This is a genomic window from Shinella oryzae (assembly GCF_023038235.1).
Taxonomy (GTDB): Bacteria; Pseudomonadota; Alphaproteobacteria; order Rhizobiales; family Rhizobiaceae; genus Shinella; species Shinella sumterensis.
Genome location: NZ_CP081987.1, coordinates 2,813,594 through 2,829,834 on the forward strand (window position 1 = coordinate 2,813,594; position 16,241 = coordinate 2,829,834).

16 protein-coding genes are annotated in these 16,241 nt (G+C 64.5%); 6 read left to right on the forward strand and 10 right to left on the reverse strand.

The features are described from left to right. The 3 genes from K6301_RS13745 (at position 1) to K6301_RS13755 (ending at position 1,441) form a co-directional block, all read left to right on the forward strand. Complete coding sequence (locus K6301_RS13745) at positions 1-717, forward strand: glutamine amidotransferase (protein ID WP_247217703.1); 717 nt, start codon at positions 1-3, stop codon at positions 715-717. A 99-nt stretch (positions 718-816) separates the two neighbouring features. Continuing rightward, on the forward strand, positions 817-1,110 hold the full coding sequence (locus K6301_RS13750) for a YggT family protein (protein WP_134649308.1): 294 nt from the start codon (positions 817-819) through the stop codon (positions 1,108-1,110). Between the two features lie 4 nt (positions 1,111-1,114). Further along, positions 1,115-1,441 carry a DUF167 domain-containing protein gene (locus K6301_RS13755; RefSeq protein ID WP_247217705.1) on the forward strand — a complete coding sequence of 109 codons (327 nt, stop codon included), beginning with the start codon at positions 1,115-1,117 and terminating at the stop codon, positions 1,439-1,441. Positions 1,442-1,443: 2 nt separating this feature from the next. Here K6301_RS13755 and ppa read toward each other — a convergent pair whose 3' ends face one another. Then, a complete protein-coding gene (ppa, locus tag K6301_RS13760; RefSeq protein ID WP_134649307.1) occupies positions 1,444-1,977 on the reverse strand; it encodes an inorganic diphosphatase in 534 nt (177 codons plus the stop codon). 135 nt (positions 1,978-2,112) lie between these two features. Between ppa and K6301_RS13765 the strand changes: the two genes are divergently transcribed. Beyond that, positions 2,113-2,727: a hypothetical protein gene (locus K6301_RS13765; protein WP_247217707.1), complete on the forward strand. Its 615-nt coding sequence runs from the start codon at positions 2,113-2,115 to the stop codon at positions 2,725-2,727. A 7-nt stretch (positions 2,728-2,734) separates the two neighbouring features. Here K6301_RS13765 and K6301_RS13770 read toward each other — a convergent pair whose 3' ends face one another. The 4 genes from K6301_RS13770 to K6301_RS13785 all read right to left on the reverse strand — a co-directional run bounded on the left by K6301_RS13770 (position 2,735) and on the right by K6301_RS13785 (position 9,311). Then, positions 2,735-3,241, reverse strand: a complete 507-nt coding sequence (locus tag K6301_RS13770) for a GNAT family N-acetyltransferase (protein WP_134649305.1) — start codon at positions 3,239-3,241, stop codon at positions 2,735-2,737. Between the two features lie 204 nt (positions 3,242-3,445). Further along, a complete protein-coding gene (gene typA / locus K6301_RS13775) occupies positions 3,446-5,275 on the reverse strand; it encodes a translational GTPase TypA (RefSeq protein ID WP_247217709.1) in 1,830 nt (609 codons plus the stop codon). Between the two features lie 134 nt (positions 5,276-5,409). Further along, entirely contained in the window at positions 5,410-6,972 is a 1,563-nt protein-coding gene (locus K6301_RS13780) for an alkaline phosphatase D family protein (protein ID WP_247217711.1), read from the reverse strand. 278 nt (positions 6,973-7,250) lie between these two features. After that, positions 7,251-9,311 carry a M3 family metallopeptidase gene (locus K6301_RS13785; RefSeq protein WP_247217713.1) on the reverse strand — a complete coding sequence of 687 codons (2,061 nt, stop codon included), beginning with the start codon at positions 9,309-9,311 and terminating at the stop codon, positions 7,251-7,253. Between the two features lie 179 nt (positions 9,312-9,490). Between K6301_RS13785 and K6301_RS13790 the strand changes: the two genes are divergently transcribed. Beyond that, positions 9,491-10,810: a DUF475 domain-containing protein gene (locus K6301_RS13790; RefSeq protein ID WP_425475400.1), complete on the forward strand. Its 1,320-nt coding sequence runs from the start codon at positions 9,491-9,493 to the stop codon at positions 10,808-10,810. A 123-nt stretch (positions 10,811-10,933) separates the two neighbouring features. Here K6301_RS13790 and K6301_RS13795 read toward each other — a convergent pair whose 3' ends face one another. The 5 genes from K6301_RS13795 to K6301_RS13815 form a co-directional block, all read right to left on the reverse strand. Next, positions 10,934-11,098, reverse strand: a complete 165-nt coding sequence (locus K6301_RS13795; RefSeq protein ID WP_247217717.1) for a hypothetical protein — start codon at positions 11,096-11,098, stop codon at positions 10,934-10,936. 153 nt (positions 11,099-11,251) lie between these two features. Beyond that, the gene (locus tag K6301_RS13800) at positions 11,252-12,769 is read right to left on the reverse strand and encodes a tripartite tricarboxylate transporter permease (protein WP_247217719.1); all 1,518 of its coding nucleotides are present in this window, start codon (positions 12,767-12,769) and stop codon (positions 11,252-11,254) included. A gap of 10 nt (positions 12,770-12,779) precedes the next feature. After that, positions 12,780-13,268: a tripartite tricarboxylate transporter TctB family protein gene (locus K6301_RS13805; protein WP_134649299.1), complete on the reverse strand. Its 489-nt coding sequence runs from the start codon at positions 13,266-13,268 to the stop codon at positions 12,780-12,782. Beyond that, a complete protein-coding gene (locus K6301_RS13810; RefSeq protein WP_247217721.1) occupies positions 13,265-14,209 on the reverse strand; it encodes a Bug family tripartite tricarboxylate transporter substrate binding protein in 945 nt (314 codons plus the stop codon). Before K6301_RS13810 ends, K6301_RS13805 begins: the two co-directional genes overlap by 4 nt. A gap of 211 nt (positions 14,210-14,420) precedes the next feature. Further along, a complete protein-coding gene (locus tag K6301_RS13815; RefSeq protein ID WP_247220621.1) occupies positions 14,421-15,464 on the reverse strand; it encodes an ABC transporter substrate-binding protein in 1,044 nt (347 codons plus the stop codon). A 100-nt stretch (positions 15,465-15,564) separates the two neighbouring features. Between K6301_RS13815 and K6301_RS13820 the strand changes: the two genes are divergently transcribed. Continuing rightward, complete coding sequence (locus tag K6301_RS13820) at positions 15,565-16,239, forward strand: response regulator (protein ID WP_134649296.1); 675 nt, start codon at positions 15,565-15,567, stop codon at positions 16,237-16,239. The last annotated feature ends 2 nt before the right edge of the window (positions 16,240-16,241 follow it).

Sequence of the window (16,241 nt, forward strand, 5' to 3'; positions counted from 1 at the left end):
ATGCCTGACCTGTCCAATTTCCCGCCGCGCAAGCGCCCGGTTCTCGTGGTGCTGCACCAGGAGAGATCGAGCCCCGGCCGTGTGGGGCAGATCCTGGAAAGCATGGGCCACGCGCTGGATATCCGCCGCCCGGTGCTCGGCGATCCGCTGCCGGCAACGCTTGCCCATCATGCCGGCGCCGTCGTCTTCGGCGGGCCGATGAGTGCCAATGACGACGAGCCCTATATCCGTGACGAAGTCGACTGGCTCGCCGTTCCGCTGCGCGAGAACCGCCCCTTCCTGGGCATCTGCCTTGGCGCGCAGATGCTCGTGCGCCAGCTGGGCGGCAGGGTTTTCGGCCATAGCGATGGCTGGACGGAAATCGGCTGGTATCCGCTGAATGCCACGCAGGCCGGCACCGCCCTGATGCCCTGGCCCGACATGGTCTACCAGTTTCACCGCGAGGGCTTCGACCTGCCGTCCGGCGCCACCCTGCTTGCCACGGGCCATCACTACGAGAACCAGGCCTTCCGTTACGCCGACAATGCCTGGGGCATCCAGTTCCACGGCGAGCTGACACTGGCCATGATGCACCGCTGGGTCGTGCACGGCGCGCATCGTTTCGAGCTGCCGGGCGCGCAGGTAGGCAGCCTCCATCTCCACGGCCGCCTGCTGCACGACGCCGCCCTGCGGCTCTGGATGACCGCCTTCCTGGAAAGGGTCTTCCACGAGGATTGATCGCCCGTGTTAAACATGTTGCCGCAGCGTCCGGCGCCGGCCTTGCTGGCTGGGCCCGCAATGGCTACATGTCAGCACGAAAACCATTTGGAGACATCAATGATAGCGGTCATCAACACCCTATTGTTCATCATCAATATCGCCTGGTTCCTGGTGATCGCCTCGGCGATCTTCTCCTGGCTCTATGCGTTCAACGTGATCAACACGAACAATCAGGTCATCGCCACCATCGGCCGCTCGCTTTACCAGCTGACCGAACCGATCTACCGGCCCATTCGCCGCGTGCTGCCCAATTTCGGCGGCGTGGATCTGTCGCCGCTCGTCGTGCTCGTCATCCTGTTCTTCCTGGAGCAGGTGATCCGCACGGTGCTGGCCCCGGCTCTCCTCTCCTGATTCCGTGACGACCGCGCCGGGCGCCGCGATCCGGCGCCATGACGACCATGTGCGCCTGTCGGTGCGGCTGACGCCGAACGGCGGGCGCGATGCCGTCGACGGCTGGGAAACCGGCGCCGATGGCGAAAGCTACCTCAAGGCACGGGTCAGCGATCCGCCCGACAAGGGCAAGGCCAACAAGGCTTTGATCGCTCTTGTCGCCAAGGCCGCAGGCGTGGCGAAATCCGCCGTCAGCCTGGTGAGCGGCGATACCCAGAGAAAGAAAATCCTCCGGATCGAGGGCGACCCGGAGGATATCGTCTTGAGGCTGGACGCCGCCGTGCGGCGCTGAGCTTACTTCTGCGCGTTGTAGCGCTCGACGGCTTCGAGGATCAGCTTCTTGGCCACGGTCACGTCCTGCCAGCCACCGATCTTCACCCACTTGCCGGGCTCCAGATCCTTGTAGTGCTCGAAGAAGTGCTCGATCTGCTTCAGCGTGATTTCCGGCAGGTCGGTATAGTTCTCGACCTTGTCGTAGCGGCGCGTCAGCTTCGGCACCGGAACGGCGATGATCTTCTCGTCCTGGCCGCCATCGTCTTCCATGACCATGACGCCGATCGGACGTACGTTGATGACGCAGCCGGGGATGAGCGGACGCGTGTTGCAGATGAGAACGTCGATCGGGTCGCCGTCTTCGGACAGCGTGTGCGGCACGAAGCCGTAATTGCCCGGATAGGTCATCGGCGTATAAAGGAAGCGGTCGACGACGAGTGCGCCGGCATCCTTGTCCATTTCGTACTTGATCGGATGACCGCCGACCGGCACCTCGACAATCACGTTCACGTCATCAGGCGGGTTCTTGCCAACGGAAATCGCATCGATACGCATGGGGGCTCCCTTGATTGGAAAAGCAATGATTTGCGGGCTTCCTAATGCGAATCCCGCTGCGGCGCAACATGACTTTCGCCCAAGCCGAATAGACCGGGTCCATGCCCCGTCTTCCCCCATGACCGGAGGATCCCCATGCGCCTGACGCCCCTTCTTCTTTCCGCCGCTCTCGTCTTCGGCCATGCCGCTGGCGCGAGCGCCAACGAAAGCGCCTATACGGACCGCAATCTCGATGCCTGCAAGACGATTGCGCAGGAGGATGAAGGGCCGAGCGTCACGCTGCAATGCGCCGGCTACAAGGACCTCCCCGTCTATTTCAAGGAGGGCGACCTGCGCCAGAGTCAGGCCTATGGGCCGATCGGAAAGCCCTATCTCGACCAGGCCTTCGAGACCTTCGGGCCGTTCAACCATACGGGTGCCAAGATCGAGTGGCGGCTTGGCGCCGACGGCACGCCGATCGCCGCCATCGCGCGCTGGTTCGTGGCCGACCCCGAGCAGACCGACAGCACCGATACCCGCTACGGCCAGATCCTCGTCGTCTCCACGATCGCGACGGCAAAGAACCCGAGAAGCTGCGTCGTGGGCTATGTCGATGCGCTCGAAAACAAGGACGCCAACGCGCTGGCCCGCGAAATCGCGGACGAAAAGGCCGCCGGTTTCATTTGCGGAACGTCGCAGCCGCAATGGCGCGGCAAACAGGGGAAGTTCTCAGAACAGCCGATGCGCTATCTGCCCGACGCCGTGCAATAGCCACCGCCTAGGGCCAGACGAAGCCGACCTTCTTGAGGTCCTTCTCGCCGAAATTCTCCATGCCCTCGGCGATATCGCGACCGCCGGAGGAGCGGAAAAAGCGATAGGCGTGTTCACTGTCTTCCAGGCACCAGACGATGAGGCCCTTGCAGCCCAGCGACTTGAGCAACAGCTTCGCCTCGCCGAAAAGCTGCCGGCCAAGGCCGATGCCCTGATATTCCGGCCGCAGGTAGATTTCGTAGATTTCCCCTTCCTGGGGGAGCGCACGGGCGCGGTTGAGGCCGAGCGTGGCATAGCCCGCGACCGTTCCGGCGACATCCAGCACGAGCAGCGTGGCCGGGCCACGGGTCGCCTTGCGCCACCACGTCTCGCCGCGTCGGTCGACCATCTGGATCAGCGGCTTGTGCGGGATGAGGCCGGCATAGGCTTGCAGCCACGAGATCCGATGCGTTTCGGATATCGCGCGTGCGTCCTGCGGCTCGGCGCGCCGCACGTCGATCGACAGTGTCTTCATAACACCACTCATATTCCTGCACCGACTCCACCGGAATCCCGCAGGACCTGAAGGCATGCATTGCCCACAGCCGAGTTCCGGACGGCGCATGGAAAAGTTAACGCATTTTTAACAAGCGTCACAAGCCGTAAAAAGACGGCACACACATGAAAAACCCCGGCGCGAAGGCCGGGGTCCAATGTGTTCCGATACGGGAATGGGCGATCAGGCGGCGCCGGCCGACCGCTGCTTTTCGAATCGCTTGCGGTCATTGGCGTCGAGATGCAGCTTGCGCAGGCGAATCGACTTCGGCGTCACCTCGACGAGTTCGTCGTCCTGGATCCAGGACAGTGCGCGCTCGAGCGTCATCTTGATCGGCGGCGTCAGGCGCACGGCTTCATCCTTGCCGGCGGCGCGGATGTTGGTGAGCTTCTTGCCCTTCAGCACGTTCACTTCCAGATCGTTGTCGCGCGAGTGGATGCCGACGATCATGCCCATATAGACCTTTTCGCCCGCGTCGATGACCATCGGGCCGCGATCTTCGAGGTTGAAGAGCGCATAGGCCACGGCTTCGCCGGCTTCGTTGGCGAGCAGCACGCCGTTGACGCGGCCGCCGATCTCGCCCTTGTAGGGCTGGTAGTCGTGGAACAGGCGGTTCATGATCGCCGTGCCGCGGGTATCCGTCAGCAGTTCCGACTGGTAGCCGATCAGGCCGCGCGTCGGCGCGAAGAACACGAGGCGGACGCGGTTGCCGCCCGACGGACGAAGCTCGACCATCTCGGCCTTGCGCTCGGACATCTTCTGCACGACGACGCCGGAATGCTCTTCATCGACGTCGATGACGACTTCTTCGATCGGCTCCAGCATCTGGCCGGTCGCCTCGTCCTTGTGCATGACGACGCGCGGACGCGACACGGCAAGCTCGAAGCCTTCGCGGCGCATGGTCTCGATGAGAACCGCCAGCTGAAGTTCGCCGCGGCCGGAAACGAAGAACGAATCCTTGTCGCCGGACTCCTCGATCTTCAGCGCAACGTTGCCTTCCGCTTCCTTGAACAGGCGGTCGCGGATGACGCGGCTCGTGACCTTGTCGCCTTCCGTGCCGGCCAGCGGGCTGTCGTTGACGATGAAGGACATGGTGACGGTCGGCGGGTCGATCGGCTGCGCCTTCAGCGCTTCCGTGATGGACGGATCGCAGAACGTGTCGGCGACCGTACCCTTGGTGAGGCCGGCAATGGCGACGATGTCGCCAGCATGGGCCTCTTCGATCGCCGTGCGCTCGATGCCGCGGAAGGCGAGGATCTTCGAGATACGGCCGTTTTCGATCAGCTGGCCGTCCTGGCCGAGAACCTTGACGGACTGGTTCGGCTTGATCGAGCCGGAATGGATGCGGCCGGTGATGATGCGGCCGAGGAAGGGGCTGGCCTCCAGGATCGTGCCGATCATGCGGAACGGGCCTTCGGCAACCGTCGGCTCCGGCACGTGCTTGAGCACGAGGTCGAGCAGCGGCGCCATGCCTTCGTCCTGCGGCCCCTCGGGATTGACGTTCATCCAGCCGTTACGGCCCGAACCGTAGAGGATCGGGAAGTCGAGCTGCTCGTCGGTGGCGTCGAGATTGGCGAAAAGGTCGAAGACCTCGTTCAGCACTTCCTCGTGACGGCCGTCCGGACGGTCGATCTTGTTGATGGCGACGATCGGCTTGAGGCCGACTTTGAGCGCCTTGCCGACCACGAACTTGGTCTGCGGCATCGGGCCTTCCGACGAGTCGACGAGAACGATCGCGCCGTCCACCATCGAGAGGATGCGCTCGACTTCGCCGCCGAAGTCGGCGTGGCCGGGCGTGTCGACAATGTTGATGCGGACACCCTTCCACTCGACCGAGGTGGCCTTGGCGAGAATGGTGATGCCGCGTTCTTTTTCGATGTCGTTGGAGTCCATGACGCGTTCGGCGACGCGCTGGTTTTCACGGAACGAGCCGGACTGCTTCAGGAGCTCGTCGACGAGCGTGGTCTTGCCATGGTCGACGTGCGCGATGATCGCGATATTGCGGATGGACATGGTTTAATCTCTGAGGTTAAGGGGCGCGCGCAAAACGAGGGCACCGTCTTCAATGGGCGGGCTCTTACATGTTTTTCCGCAATTGCGAAAGGGGCGGTCCGCAACTCCGTTGCATTTCCGGCATTCGCGCGCCGTCAGGAGGCGAGCACGGGCGGCAGCGTGATGCGCCAGAGCTCCTGATCTTCCCTGTCCATGAGCCGCACCGTCATCTCGCGGCTTGCGCCGTGAATGTCGACGAGGCCGAAGAACTGGAGGCCGGCGGAAGGCGGCAGGTTGCTGTCGATCCCGCCTTTCGAGGACTTGATGAACCGCACCTCCGGCCCGAAGGTCCGGTCGAGCGGCTTCGGCCCGTAGGTGCCGGAATGCAGCGGCCCCGACACGAATTCCCAGAACGGCAGGAAGTCCTTGAAGACGGCGCGCGACGGATCGTAATGGTGGGCGGCGGTATAATGCACGTCCGCCGTCAGCCACACGACATTGTGGATCGCATTATCCCGCATGAAGGTGAGAAGATCGGCGATGTCGCGCTCGCGGCCCGCCGGCGGGCCGTTCAGCCCGTCCGCCACGCCCTCGAATCCCAGGCTGTTGGCGTAATCGTCCCAGATGACGAGGCCGAGCGGCATGTCGCAGGCGATGACCTTCCAGGTCGCGCGCGACGCCGCCAGTTCCCGGCGCAGCCAGGCCGCCTGCCGGGGGCCGAAGAGATCGTGATCCGTCGCGGAGCGGTTGGCGCTGCGGTAGGAGCGCAGGTCGACGAAGAACACGTCGAGCAGCGGCCCATAGGCGACCTTGCGGAAGATGCGGCCGGGCTCCTGCGCGCAGTAGCGGATCGTCGTCATTTCCTGGAACGCCTGCCTGGCGCACGCCTCGTAGACGTGGATGTCCTTGTCCGGATAGCGCCGGTCGCCGGTCAGGTCGCTGGACGCCGACCAGTTGTTCAGCACCTCATGATCGTCCCACTGGAAGAAGGTCGGGCACTGCGCGTTGAAGGCGAGCAGGTGATCGTCGAGCAGATTGTATTTCCACTGGCCCCGGAATTCGTCCAGCGTGCGCGCCACATCGCGCTTCTCGTCGGTGACGATGCGGTTCTTCCACACGCCGCCGTCCCGCAGCGTGATCTCGTCGGGGATGGGCCCGTCGGCATAGATCGTGTCGCCGGAATGGATGAAGAAGTCGGGCTCGTGGCGCAACATGGTCGAATAGGTCTTCATGCCCACATCGTCGATGCCCCAGCCCTGCCCCGCCGTATCGCCCGACCAGACGAAGCGCACCGAGCGGTTGCGCATCGGCGCGGTGCGGAAGCGCCCGACGATCGGCTCCGAGACGAGATGGCTGGAAGCGGGGTCGCTCGCCGTGAAGCGATAGAAGATATCCTGGTCCGGCAACAGGCCCTGCAGCAGGGCCTTCACCGTGTGGTCGGACGCACCGGTCGCCTTGAGCAGCGGCATGCGCGCCGCATCGGTGAAGCTCTCGGTCGTCGCATATTCCAGCAAGACCTCGGCCGGGCGATCCGTGCGCGTCCACACGACGCCCGATGCTGAGTCCACGTCACCGGACTGTACGCCATGCGAGAAGGACGGGCTGCCATGCCGGCGCGCATAGAAGGGCACGGCGAGCGCCGAGGAGGTTGCAAGCGCACCGGCCCCGGCGGTCAGAAGAAAGGACCGCCGCGTCAGCGTTTCCGGAACAATCGCCATGCCACCTCCGGCCATACCCGCGAATCGACGGGCAGACCTTCGGTCCTCGGCATGTCAGTACGGTAACGGCACGATGACGGTTCGCCGAAAGTTCGGTAACGGGATGATGACGGCGATGGGCCTCCTGCATCGCAGCCCCCCTCATCCGGCCCTATCGGGCCACCTTCTCCCCGAGGGGAGAAGGGAACGAAGGCGCCGCAATTTTAACCCCTTCTCCCCCGCGGGGAGAAGGTGCCGGCAGGCGGATGAGGGGGCCACCCGCCCAAACGACAGCGCCCCTAAGCGGCCAGCCCCTTCTTCTCCAGCATGGCCTCGGGGCTCGGCAGCTTGCCGCGGAAGGCCTTGTAGGCGTCTTCGGGGTCCACCGAACCGCCGACGGAGTAGATATAGGTCTTCAGCCGTGCCGCCATCTGCGGGTTGAAGGCGTCGCCCGTCTCGGTGAAGGCGGAGAAGGCATCGGCGTCCAGCACCTCCGACCACATGTAGGAATAGTAGCCGGCCGAGTAGCCGTCGCCGGAGAAGACGTGCTGGAAGTGCGGCGTGGCATGGCGCATGACGATGGATTTCGGCAGGCCGATCGTCTGCAAGACCTCGCCCTGCACGGCCATCGGGTCTTCAACCGGTCCACGGGTGTGGAACGCCATGTCGACCAACGCCGAGGAGGTGAACTCCACCGTCGCGAAACCGGAATTGAAGGTGCGGGCGGCAAGTACCTTGTCGAGCAGCGCCTGCGGCATCGGCTCGCCGGTCTGGTAGTGCACGGCGTAGCGCGTCAGGATTTCCGGCACCGTCAGCCAGTGTTCGTAAAGCTGCGAGGGCAGCTCCACGAAATCGCGCGAAACGCCGGTGCCGGAGACAGAGGGATAGGTGACATCGGACAGCATGCCGTGAAGCGCATGGCCGAATTCGTGGAACAGCGTGCGCGCATCGTCGAGCGACAGGAGCGCCGGCTTGCCCTCTGCAGGTTTGGCGAAATTGCAGACATTGTAGATGATCGGGATCTCGCCGACCGAACCGTTCGGCAGCGGCAAGCGGTGCTGGCTCTGGTAGGAGCTCATCCAGGCGCCCGACCGCTTCGAGGAGCGGGCGAAATAGTCGCCCAGGAACATGGCGACCAGCCGGTCGTCCCGGTCGCGGATCTCGAAGACCCGCACATCGGGATGATAGACCGGCACGTCCTTCTTCTCGATGGCGCGAATGCCGAACAGGCGCTCGGCGACGTCGAAGCAGGCGTCGATGATCTTCTCCAGCTGGAGATAGGGCTTCAGCTCGGCCTCGGAGAAGTTGAATTTCTTGGCGCGCAGCTTTTCGGCGTAGTAGCGCCAGTCCCACGGCATGACCTCGTGGTTGCGCCCTTCCTCCGCGATGAGGTCGGCCAGTTCCGCTTCCTCCTCGCGCGCCCGCGCCACGGCCTTCTCCCAGACCTGCATGAGCAGCCCGTTCACCGCCTCGGGCGTCTTGGCCATGGTGTTGTCGAGCTTCAGGGCGGCAAAGTTTTCGTAGCCGAGCAGCCCCGCCTTTTCGGAACGAAGCGCCAGCGTTTCCGTCACGATGCCGCGATTGTCCGTCTCGCCGGCATTCTCGCCACGCGCCACCCAGGCCCGGAACGCCTGCTCGCGCAGCTCCCGGCGGGCGGAAAAGGTCAGGAACGGCTCGATGATCGAGCGCGACAGCGTGACGGCATAGCGCCCCTCCGCGCCGCGTTCGCGGGCCGCCGCAGCCATCGCGTCCTTCAGGAAGTCCGGCAGGCCGTCAAGCGCCTCGCCCTCGTCGAGGAACAGCACCCAGTTCTTTTCGTCCGCAAGCACGTTCTGGCCGAATTTCGCGCCGAGCCCCGCCAGCGTCTCGTTGATCGTGGAAAGCCGATCCTGATCGGCCTTCTCCAGCTTGGCGCCCGATTTCACGAAGCCTTTCCAGTGCCGCTCCAGCACGCGCAGCTGCTCGAGCGAGAGATTGAGGCCGGCGCGCCCTTCCCACAGCGCATCGATGCGCCTGAAGAGGGCGGCATTGGTGCCGATCTTCGAATAGTGGCGCGACATCTTCGGCGCGATCTCCCGTTCCAGGGCCTGGATCGTGTCGTTGGTGTTGGCGCCCGCACGGCTCCAGAACAGCGCGGAAACGCGCGAAAGCGCGTCGCCGGCGATCTCCAGCGCCACGACCGTGTTCTCGAAGGTCGGCACGTCGGGATTGTTGGCGATCGCGTCGATTTCCGCTTCATGGGCCGCAAGTGCTGCATCGAAGCTTGCGGCGAAGGCCTCGTCCTTGACCAGATCGAACCGCGGCAGGCCGTTGAGGCCGGTCCACTCGACGAGGGCGGGATCGATCGACGTTTCGGTCATGGAAGTTCCTTTCTGGCAAATCAGCGTGCGGCGAATATAGGAATGGACGGGGGCGTTGGTACAGGGTGCCGATGCAAAATCGGGGAACGAAAGACGCAACGGCGCGTTTGTCGGCCTGCGGCACGCTGCATCTTGACGCGGAGGGCAACTTCGGTGAAAACAGCCTTACCCGCGGCCCTTTGACATCGTTTGCCGCGGCGAACCCTGGTGCCGGGCCCCTCTGGCGAGAGTTTTTACGGCGCTCTCGTGATGTCGGTACCGCCAGCAATCAGCCGGCGGATTCATACGCACATGACTATTTTCACCATGCCTCACCCGCATGCCCGTCGTGGTATGCGCAACGTCACTTCGCTTACCTCCATGAAGATGGAGGCGCTGTCATGATCGGCACCGGCGAAGGCAAGACCACACTTTCCTATCTCAAATGGGCTCTGATCTCGACCGTCATCGGCCTCGCGCTCGGCGCATGGCTGGGCTGGCAGACCGAAGGCACGCTCGCCGGCATGGCGACCGTCTTCTTCATCTGCGCCGTCCTCGCGGTGCTTGAAATCTCGCTGTCCTTCGACAACGCCATCGTGAATGCCAACAAGCTCAAGGACATGACGCCGCTCTGGCAACGCCGGTTCCTGACCTGGGGCATTCTCATCGCCGTCTTCGGCATGCGCATCGTCTTCCCGCTTCTGATCGTCGTCATCGCAGCCGGTATCGGCCCGATCGACGCGCTCATCCTCGCTGCCCGCGAGCCTGCGGAATATGCCCGCATCATGAACGATGCGCACCTGCCCATCGCAGCCTTCGGCGGCACCTTCCTGATGATGGTCGGCCTCACCTACTTCTTCAACCATGAGAAGGACGTGCACTGGATCGGCTTCATCGAGAAGCACATGGCCCGCTCGGCGACCGTCAAGGGCATCGAGATCGCCTTCGTGCTGCTGCTCATCGTTCTGTTCTCACGGCTGCTCGACGGCGAGGATGCCAACACCTTCGTCTTTTCCGCCATCTACGGTCTTCTGACCTTCCTGGCGGTGGAAGTCATCGGCGGCCTGCTCGATGCCTCGCAGAAGGCGATGTCGGAAGCCGCCAAGGGCGGCCTGGGCGCGTTCATCTACCTGGAAGTGCTGGATGCCAGCTTCTCCTTCGACGGCGTCATCGGCGCCTTCGCGCTGACCCAGAACCTGTTCATCATCGCCATCGGTCTCGGCATCGGCGCCATGTATGTGCGCTCGATGACCATCATGCTGGTGGAGAAGGGCACGCTTGCGGAATACCGATATCTGGAGCACGGCGCGTTCTATGCGATCCTGATCCTGTCGGTAGTCATGTACTGCCAGACGCTGGTGCACATTCCCGAGGTCATCACTGGCCTGGGCGGCGCGACGCTTATCGGCATCTCGCTCTGGTCCTCGATCCGCTACAACAGGCGCGAACAGGCTTTGGGCCACCATGCCGACGCCCCCGCCTCCGACCGCGTGGCAACCCAGCTCGGCGAGAACGCCTGACGACGGCGGCCGGCCGTTCCGACGGCCGGCCTTCTCTCAAGTAGAGAGAAAAGCAACGCCAAATACAGAAGGCCCGCCGGTCTTGCGACCAGCGGGCCTTTTCATTCGGGAATTGTTTCTGCGTTAAACGCGGGGGAAGTCAGCGGGATTGATGCCCAGCGTCTTCAGGTCGCGTTCCTTCGGGCGGCGGTGCCCTTCCACGGCGGCAGCGGCTGCGTTGGCAGCGCTCAGCACGGCGAAGGCCCGGCCGAAAAAGCCCTGGGCGAAGGAATTGCGGAGGGAAGTCATTGTATTGCTCGCTTTCTGTTTTAGCTTACGTGCAATAGATGAGGCTTTTCGCGCGAAAGTACAACAGACGCTTTCTCACCCCAGCCATGCAACGGACGCAGGCCGGAAACGCGGTTCCCGGCCTGGATTGTTTTCAACGATGGACGAAAGACTTCAGTCTTCGTTGGCGGCAAACTGCGAGAGAACTTCCCCCTTGCCCCGCGCCCGCAGAACGAGCGGCACGAGCACCGCAAGCAGGGCGAGCCCGAACAGCACGGCGGCAATCGGCGACATGAAGAGCGCCGTCACGTCGCCCTGGCTGATCGCCAGCGCGCGGCGCAGCTGCTGCTCGGCCATGGGACCCAGGATCAGGCCGACGACGACAGGCGCGATCGGATAACCGAAGATGCGCATGGCAAAGCCCAGCAGGCCGAACACCAGGAGCATGCCGAGTTCGAAGACCGATGGATTGGCGCCGATGGTGCCGAGCGTCGCAAACAGCAGGATGCCGGCATAGAGCCACGGCTTGGGAATGGTCAGCAGCTTCACCCACAGGCCGATCAGCGGCAGGTTCAGCACCAGCAGCATGAAATTGGCGATGAGCAGGCTGGCGATCAGGCCCCAGACGAGCTGCGGGTTGGTCGCAAACAACAGCGGGCCGGGCTGAAGGCCGTATTGCTGGAAGCCGGCAAGCATGATGGCGGCCGTCGCGGTCGTCGGCAGGCCGAGCGACAGGAGCGGCACCAGCGTTCCCGCGGCCGAGGCGTTGTTGGCCGCTTCCGGCCCCGCCACGCCCTCGATCGCCCCCTTGCCGAACTCGTCCTTGTGCTCGGAAAACTGCCTTTCCGTGGAATAGGACAGGAAGCTTGCAATATCCGCCCCGCCGGCCGGCATCGCGCCGATGGGAAAGCCGATGGCGGTGCCGCGCAGCCAGGGTTGCCAGGAGCGTGCCCAGTCCTGCGCGTTCATCCAGACAGAGCCCTTCACCGCCTCCACCTTCTCGGGGATGCGGTTGCCCTGACAGGCGACAAAGAGCGTCTCGCCGATGGCAAACATCGCCACGGCCAGCGTCGTCACCTCGATACCGTCGAGCAGGTCGGGAACGCCGAAGGAAAGACGCGCCTGCCCGGTCTGCTGGTCGATGCCGATGACGGCAAGGCCGAGCCCGACGAAGAGCGCCGTCAGCCCGCGCAGGGTGGAATCGCCGAACGCCGCCGACACCGTCACGAAGGCGAGCACCATCAGCGCGAAGTATTCGCGCGGCCCGAAGGAGAGAGCGAACTTCACGACGAAGGGCGCGATGAAGGCAAGGCCGAGCGTGGCGATGAGGCCCGCGACGAAGGAACCGATGGCCGCCGTCGCCAGCGCCGGGCCGCCGCGCCCCGCCCGCGCCATCTTGTTGCCTTCGAGCGCGGTGACGACGGAAGCGCTTTCCCCCGGCGTGTTGAGCAGGATCGACGTCGTCGATCCCCCATACATGCCGCCATAATAGATGCCGGCGAACATGATGAGCGAACCGGCCGGGTCGAGCTTGTAGGTGACGGGAAGAAGCAGGGCGACCGTCAGCGCCGGACCGATGCCGGGCAGAACGCCGACGGCGGTGCCGAGCGTCACGCCGATCAGCGCATAGAGCAGGTTCATCGGCTGGGCGGCGATGATCAGCCCCTGCAGCAGGAATTCGAATGTATTCATCGCCAGGCCCTCAGAAGAACAGGTGTTCGAGCGGCCCGGTGGGCAGCGAGAGTTGCAGGAAGCGGCCGAAGATCACATAGATGACGAAGCTCAGCGCAATGCCGATCGGCAGGGAGATCCAGAGCTTGCGCCGGCCGAAACCGAACGCCGTCAGCGCGAAGAGCACGCCCGTCGCGATGGAGAAGCCGGCGGTCTTCAAAAGCAGCATCTGTCCGGCGAGGCCCGCGACGATCATCACGACCGGTTGCACCTCGACGGGTTCGCGCTCGGGAAAATCGCCGCGCCAGGCCTCGAAGGCCGTCCACACGGCAAGCAGCGCCAACCCGATGGCGACGACATGCGGCACGGTTGCGGGGCCGATGCGCGAATAGTTGGTCACTTCCGCAAGCCGGCCGGCATCCCACCAGATGACGCAGGCAAGCAGGAACAGGACCGGCGCGATGAACAGCGCCGCCCGGTCGGGGCGGCGCTTTGCGTGAGAGGACGGGACCTCGCTCATTTGACGAGCCCGATGTCCTTGAGGATGCTTTCGGTCGCGGCCACATCCTTGTCGAGCTGTTCCTTGAAGGCGTCGCCGGCCAGATAGGTGTCCTGCCAGCCCTTGGTCTTCAGCGTGTCCTGCCAGGCGGCGGACTTCACCATCGTCTCGATGTCGCCGTTGATGGTCGCGACCTGCTCGTCCGAAAGGCCGGGAGCAGCGGCGACCATGCGCCAGTTTTCCACGACGACGTCGAGGCCGCCTTCCTTGAGGGTCGGCCCGTCGATGCCTTCGATGCGCTCGGCGCTGGAAATGGCGATCAGCCGCAGCGTGCCGGCCTTCACCTGGGCCTCGAACTCGCCATAGCCGGAAATGCCTGCCGTCACCTGGTTGCCGAGGATCGCGGCAAGGGCTTCGCCGCCGCCGGCATAGGCGACATAGTTGATCTTGGTCGGATCGACGCCGGCCGCCTTGGCGATCAGGCCCGCCGTGATGTGGTCCGTACCGCCGGCCGACCCGCCCGCCCAGGACACCGCGCCCGGATCGGCCTTCAGCGCCTTGACGAGGTCTTCCAGGTTCTGGATCGGCGAGGCGGCGGGAACGACGATCGCCTCGTATTCACCGGTCAGGCGCGCGATCGGCGTCACGTCCTTCAGCGTCACCGGCGACTGGTTGGTGAGGATGGCGCCGACCATGACGTAACCGCCGACGATGAGTGCGTTGGGATTGCCGCTGTTCTGGCTGGCGAACTGGGCAAGGCCGATCGTGCCGCCGGCGCCCGGAACGTTCACCACCTGCACGCTGCCGGAAATCTTCTCGTCCTGCAGCACGGTCTGGATCGAGCGGGCCGTCTGGTCCCAGCCGCCGCCCGGGCCGGCCGGCGCGATGATCGTGTAATCGGCGGCCGCAGCCGGCAGCGCCATGGCGCCGGCGATAAGGGATGCCAGGAAGAAATGTTTCAAGGGTCTGTCCTCCGTCAGGCGCGGATTTCGCGCATATCGTTGCTTGGCGAGAGGACACGCGCAGCCACGAACGGCATGCGCCCGCTGGCGGGCGCGTTGCGACGGAATTCTCCTCCCGGTCTTCCCTCCGCCTCCACGGACGAGAAGACCCCTAAGCCAACACAGGAAGCTGACATCTACCTGACATGACGGCGCACCGCCTTTCGGCGCGCTATTGCATGCGCAGCACGTCGTTCCAGCGGGCAATGAGCCGCGCCCGCTTCACCTGGTCGAGATAGACCATCAGGCCGGGACTGACCGGCACGGGCTTGAGCTGCGCGCCGAGCAGGGCCCGCATGGTGCGCGCGGTGTTGGAGCCGGAAACCTCCGGGCTGACGGCCGCGATCTGCAATTCGCGCGACAGGATTTCCTGCCCCTCCTTCGACATGAAGAAGGCGAGGTAGCGACGGCCGAGTTCGGGAGACGCCGCGGCCTGCGGCACGAGGCCGATGCGCGACATGACGACGGTATAGTCCTTCGGCAGCACGATACCGACATTGGGATTGCGCGAGGCCCAGTCCGCCGCATAGGAGCCCAGAATGTTGTAGCCGAGCACGAACCGCCCGTCCGCGACACGCTCGAGAATGGCCGAGCTGGTGGAGTAGAGCTTGACGCCGGCCGCGCCCATCGCCCGGATGACCGTCCAGATATCGCCGAACTGCTCCTGGTCGCGCGCCATGAAGAGAAAGCCCACGCCCGAGCGCTCGATATCGTAGGTGCCGATCCGGCCATAGACCGCTTCGCCTTCGCTCTTCAGGTATGCGACGAATTCGGCGCGCGAGGCGGGCGGCTTGCGGCCCTTGAAGCTCGGCTTGTGGTAGACGAAGACGGCCGGCTCGAAGGTCAAGGCATAAGCCGTGTTGCGCCAGTTCGCCCATTGCGGCCACTGCTCGCTCATCGGCAGGTCGCTGCGCTGGGCATAGCCGTCATTGCTCAGCTTCACCTGCAGGTCCATGGCCGAGGAGAAGGCGAAGTCGGCGGTCTTCCGGCCGGCATCGGTCTCGTGCACGATCCGGTCATGCACCTCGCCGGTCAGCATTTCCTCGTAGCGTACCGCCACATCCGGATTGGCCGCCTGGAAGCCCTCGATCATCGGCCGGGCGAGCGGCTCGTCGAGCGAGGAATAGACGACGAGAACCGGCGCATCCGCATTGCTGTCCCGGGCCGGAAACAGCGCAGCCTCCGCGAAGGCGCGCGGCATCATGGCAAGCAGCATCAGGAAGGCGAAGACAAGGCGCATCGCGAGACCTTGCCAAAGCGCAAGGCCGTTCACAAGTCCGCCGCCGCCCGCTAAGTTCGCCGCAGGAGGACAAAACGTGCGCATTCTGCTGGTCGAGGACAACGAAGCCCTGGCGGACGGCCTGTCCGCGATCCTCAAGGGCACCGGTCATGCCGTGGATGTGGTGCGCGACGGCGCGTCCGCCGATGCGGCCATCGCAACGGAAAACTTCGATCTCGTCGTGCTCGACCTGACCCTGCCGGAAATGGACGGGCTCGACGTTCTCCGCTCCATGCGCGCGCGCCAGAACAAGGCGGCCGTGATGATCCTCACCGCCCGCGGCGCGCCGGAGGAGCGGGTGCGCGGGCTCGACCTCGGCGCCGACGACTACATGATCAAGCCCTTCGACATCTCGGAATTCGAAGCGCGCGTGCGCATGCTGCTGCGCCGCCAGGCCGGGCTGCGGTCCGCCGCCGTCACCTATGGCGGCGTGGCGTTCGACCTCAATTCCCGCACCTTTTCCGCCGATGGCGCGCCGCTCGACATTCCCGCCCGCGAACTCGGGCTGCTCGAAATTCTCTTCCTGCGCGCCGGCAAGGTGGTCGCGAAGGAGGCGATCATGCAGTCGCTTGCCGCCTTCGACGACGATCTCTCGGCCAATGCCATCGAGCAATATGTTAGCCGGCTCAGGAAACGGCTCGCGCCGCATGGCCTGACGGTGCGCACGGCCCGCGGCATCGGCTACTATCTCGACAAGGCGACCGTCGCTTGACG

Bases quoted from the DNA above. Each gene is read 5' to 3' on its own strand.
- K6301_RS13745 (WP_247217703.1), top strand. From the start codon at position 1: ATGCCTGACCTGTCCAATTTCCCGCCGCGCAAGCGCCCGGTTCTCGTG.
- K6301_RS13750 (WP_134649308.1), top strand. From the start codon at position 817: ATGATAGCGGTCATCAACACCCTATTGTTCATCATCAATATCGCCTGG.
- ppa (WP_134649307.1), bottom strand. From the start codon at position 1,977: ATGCGTATCGATGCGATTTCCGTTGGCAAGAACCCGCCTGATGACGTG.
- K6301_RS13765 (WP_247217707.1), top strand. From the start codon at position 2,113: ATGCGCCTGACGCCCCTTCTTCTTTCCGCCGCTCTCGTCTTCGGCCAT.
- K6301_RS13770 (WP_134649305.1), bottom strand. From the start codon at position 3,241: ATGAAGACACTGTCGATCGACGTGCGGCGCGCCGAGCCGCAGGACGCA.
- typA (WP_247217709.1), bottom strand. From the start codon at position 5,275: ATGTCCATCCGCAATATCGCGATCATCGCGCACGTCGACCATGGCAAG.
- K6301_RS13780 (WP_247217711.1), bottom strand. From the start codon at position 6,972: ATGGCGATTGTTCCGGAAACGCTGACGCGGCGGTCCTTTCTTCTGACC.
- K6301_RS13785 (WP_247217713.1), bottom strand. From the start codon at position 9,311: ATGACCGAAACGTCGATCGATCCCGCCCTCGTCGAGTGGACCGGCCTC.
- K6301_RS13795 (WP_247217717.1), bottom strand. From the start codon at position 11,098: ATGACTTCCCTCCGCAATTCCTTCGCCCAGGGCTTTTTCGGCCGGGCC.
- K6301_RS13800 (WP_247217719.1), bottom strand. From the start codon at position 12,769: ATGAATACATTCGAATTCCTGCTGCAGGGGCTGATCATCGCCGCCCAG.
- K6301_RS13805 (WP_134649299.1), bottom strand. From the start codon at position 13,268: ATGAGCGAGGTCCCGTCCTCTCACGCAAAGCGCCGCCCCGACCGGGCG.
- K6301_RS13815 (WP_247220621.1), bottom strand. From the start codon at position 15,464: ATGCTGCTTGCCATGATGCCGCGCGCCTTCGCGGAGGCTGCGCTGTTT.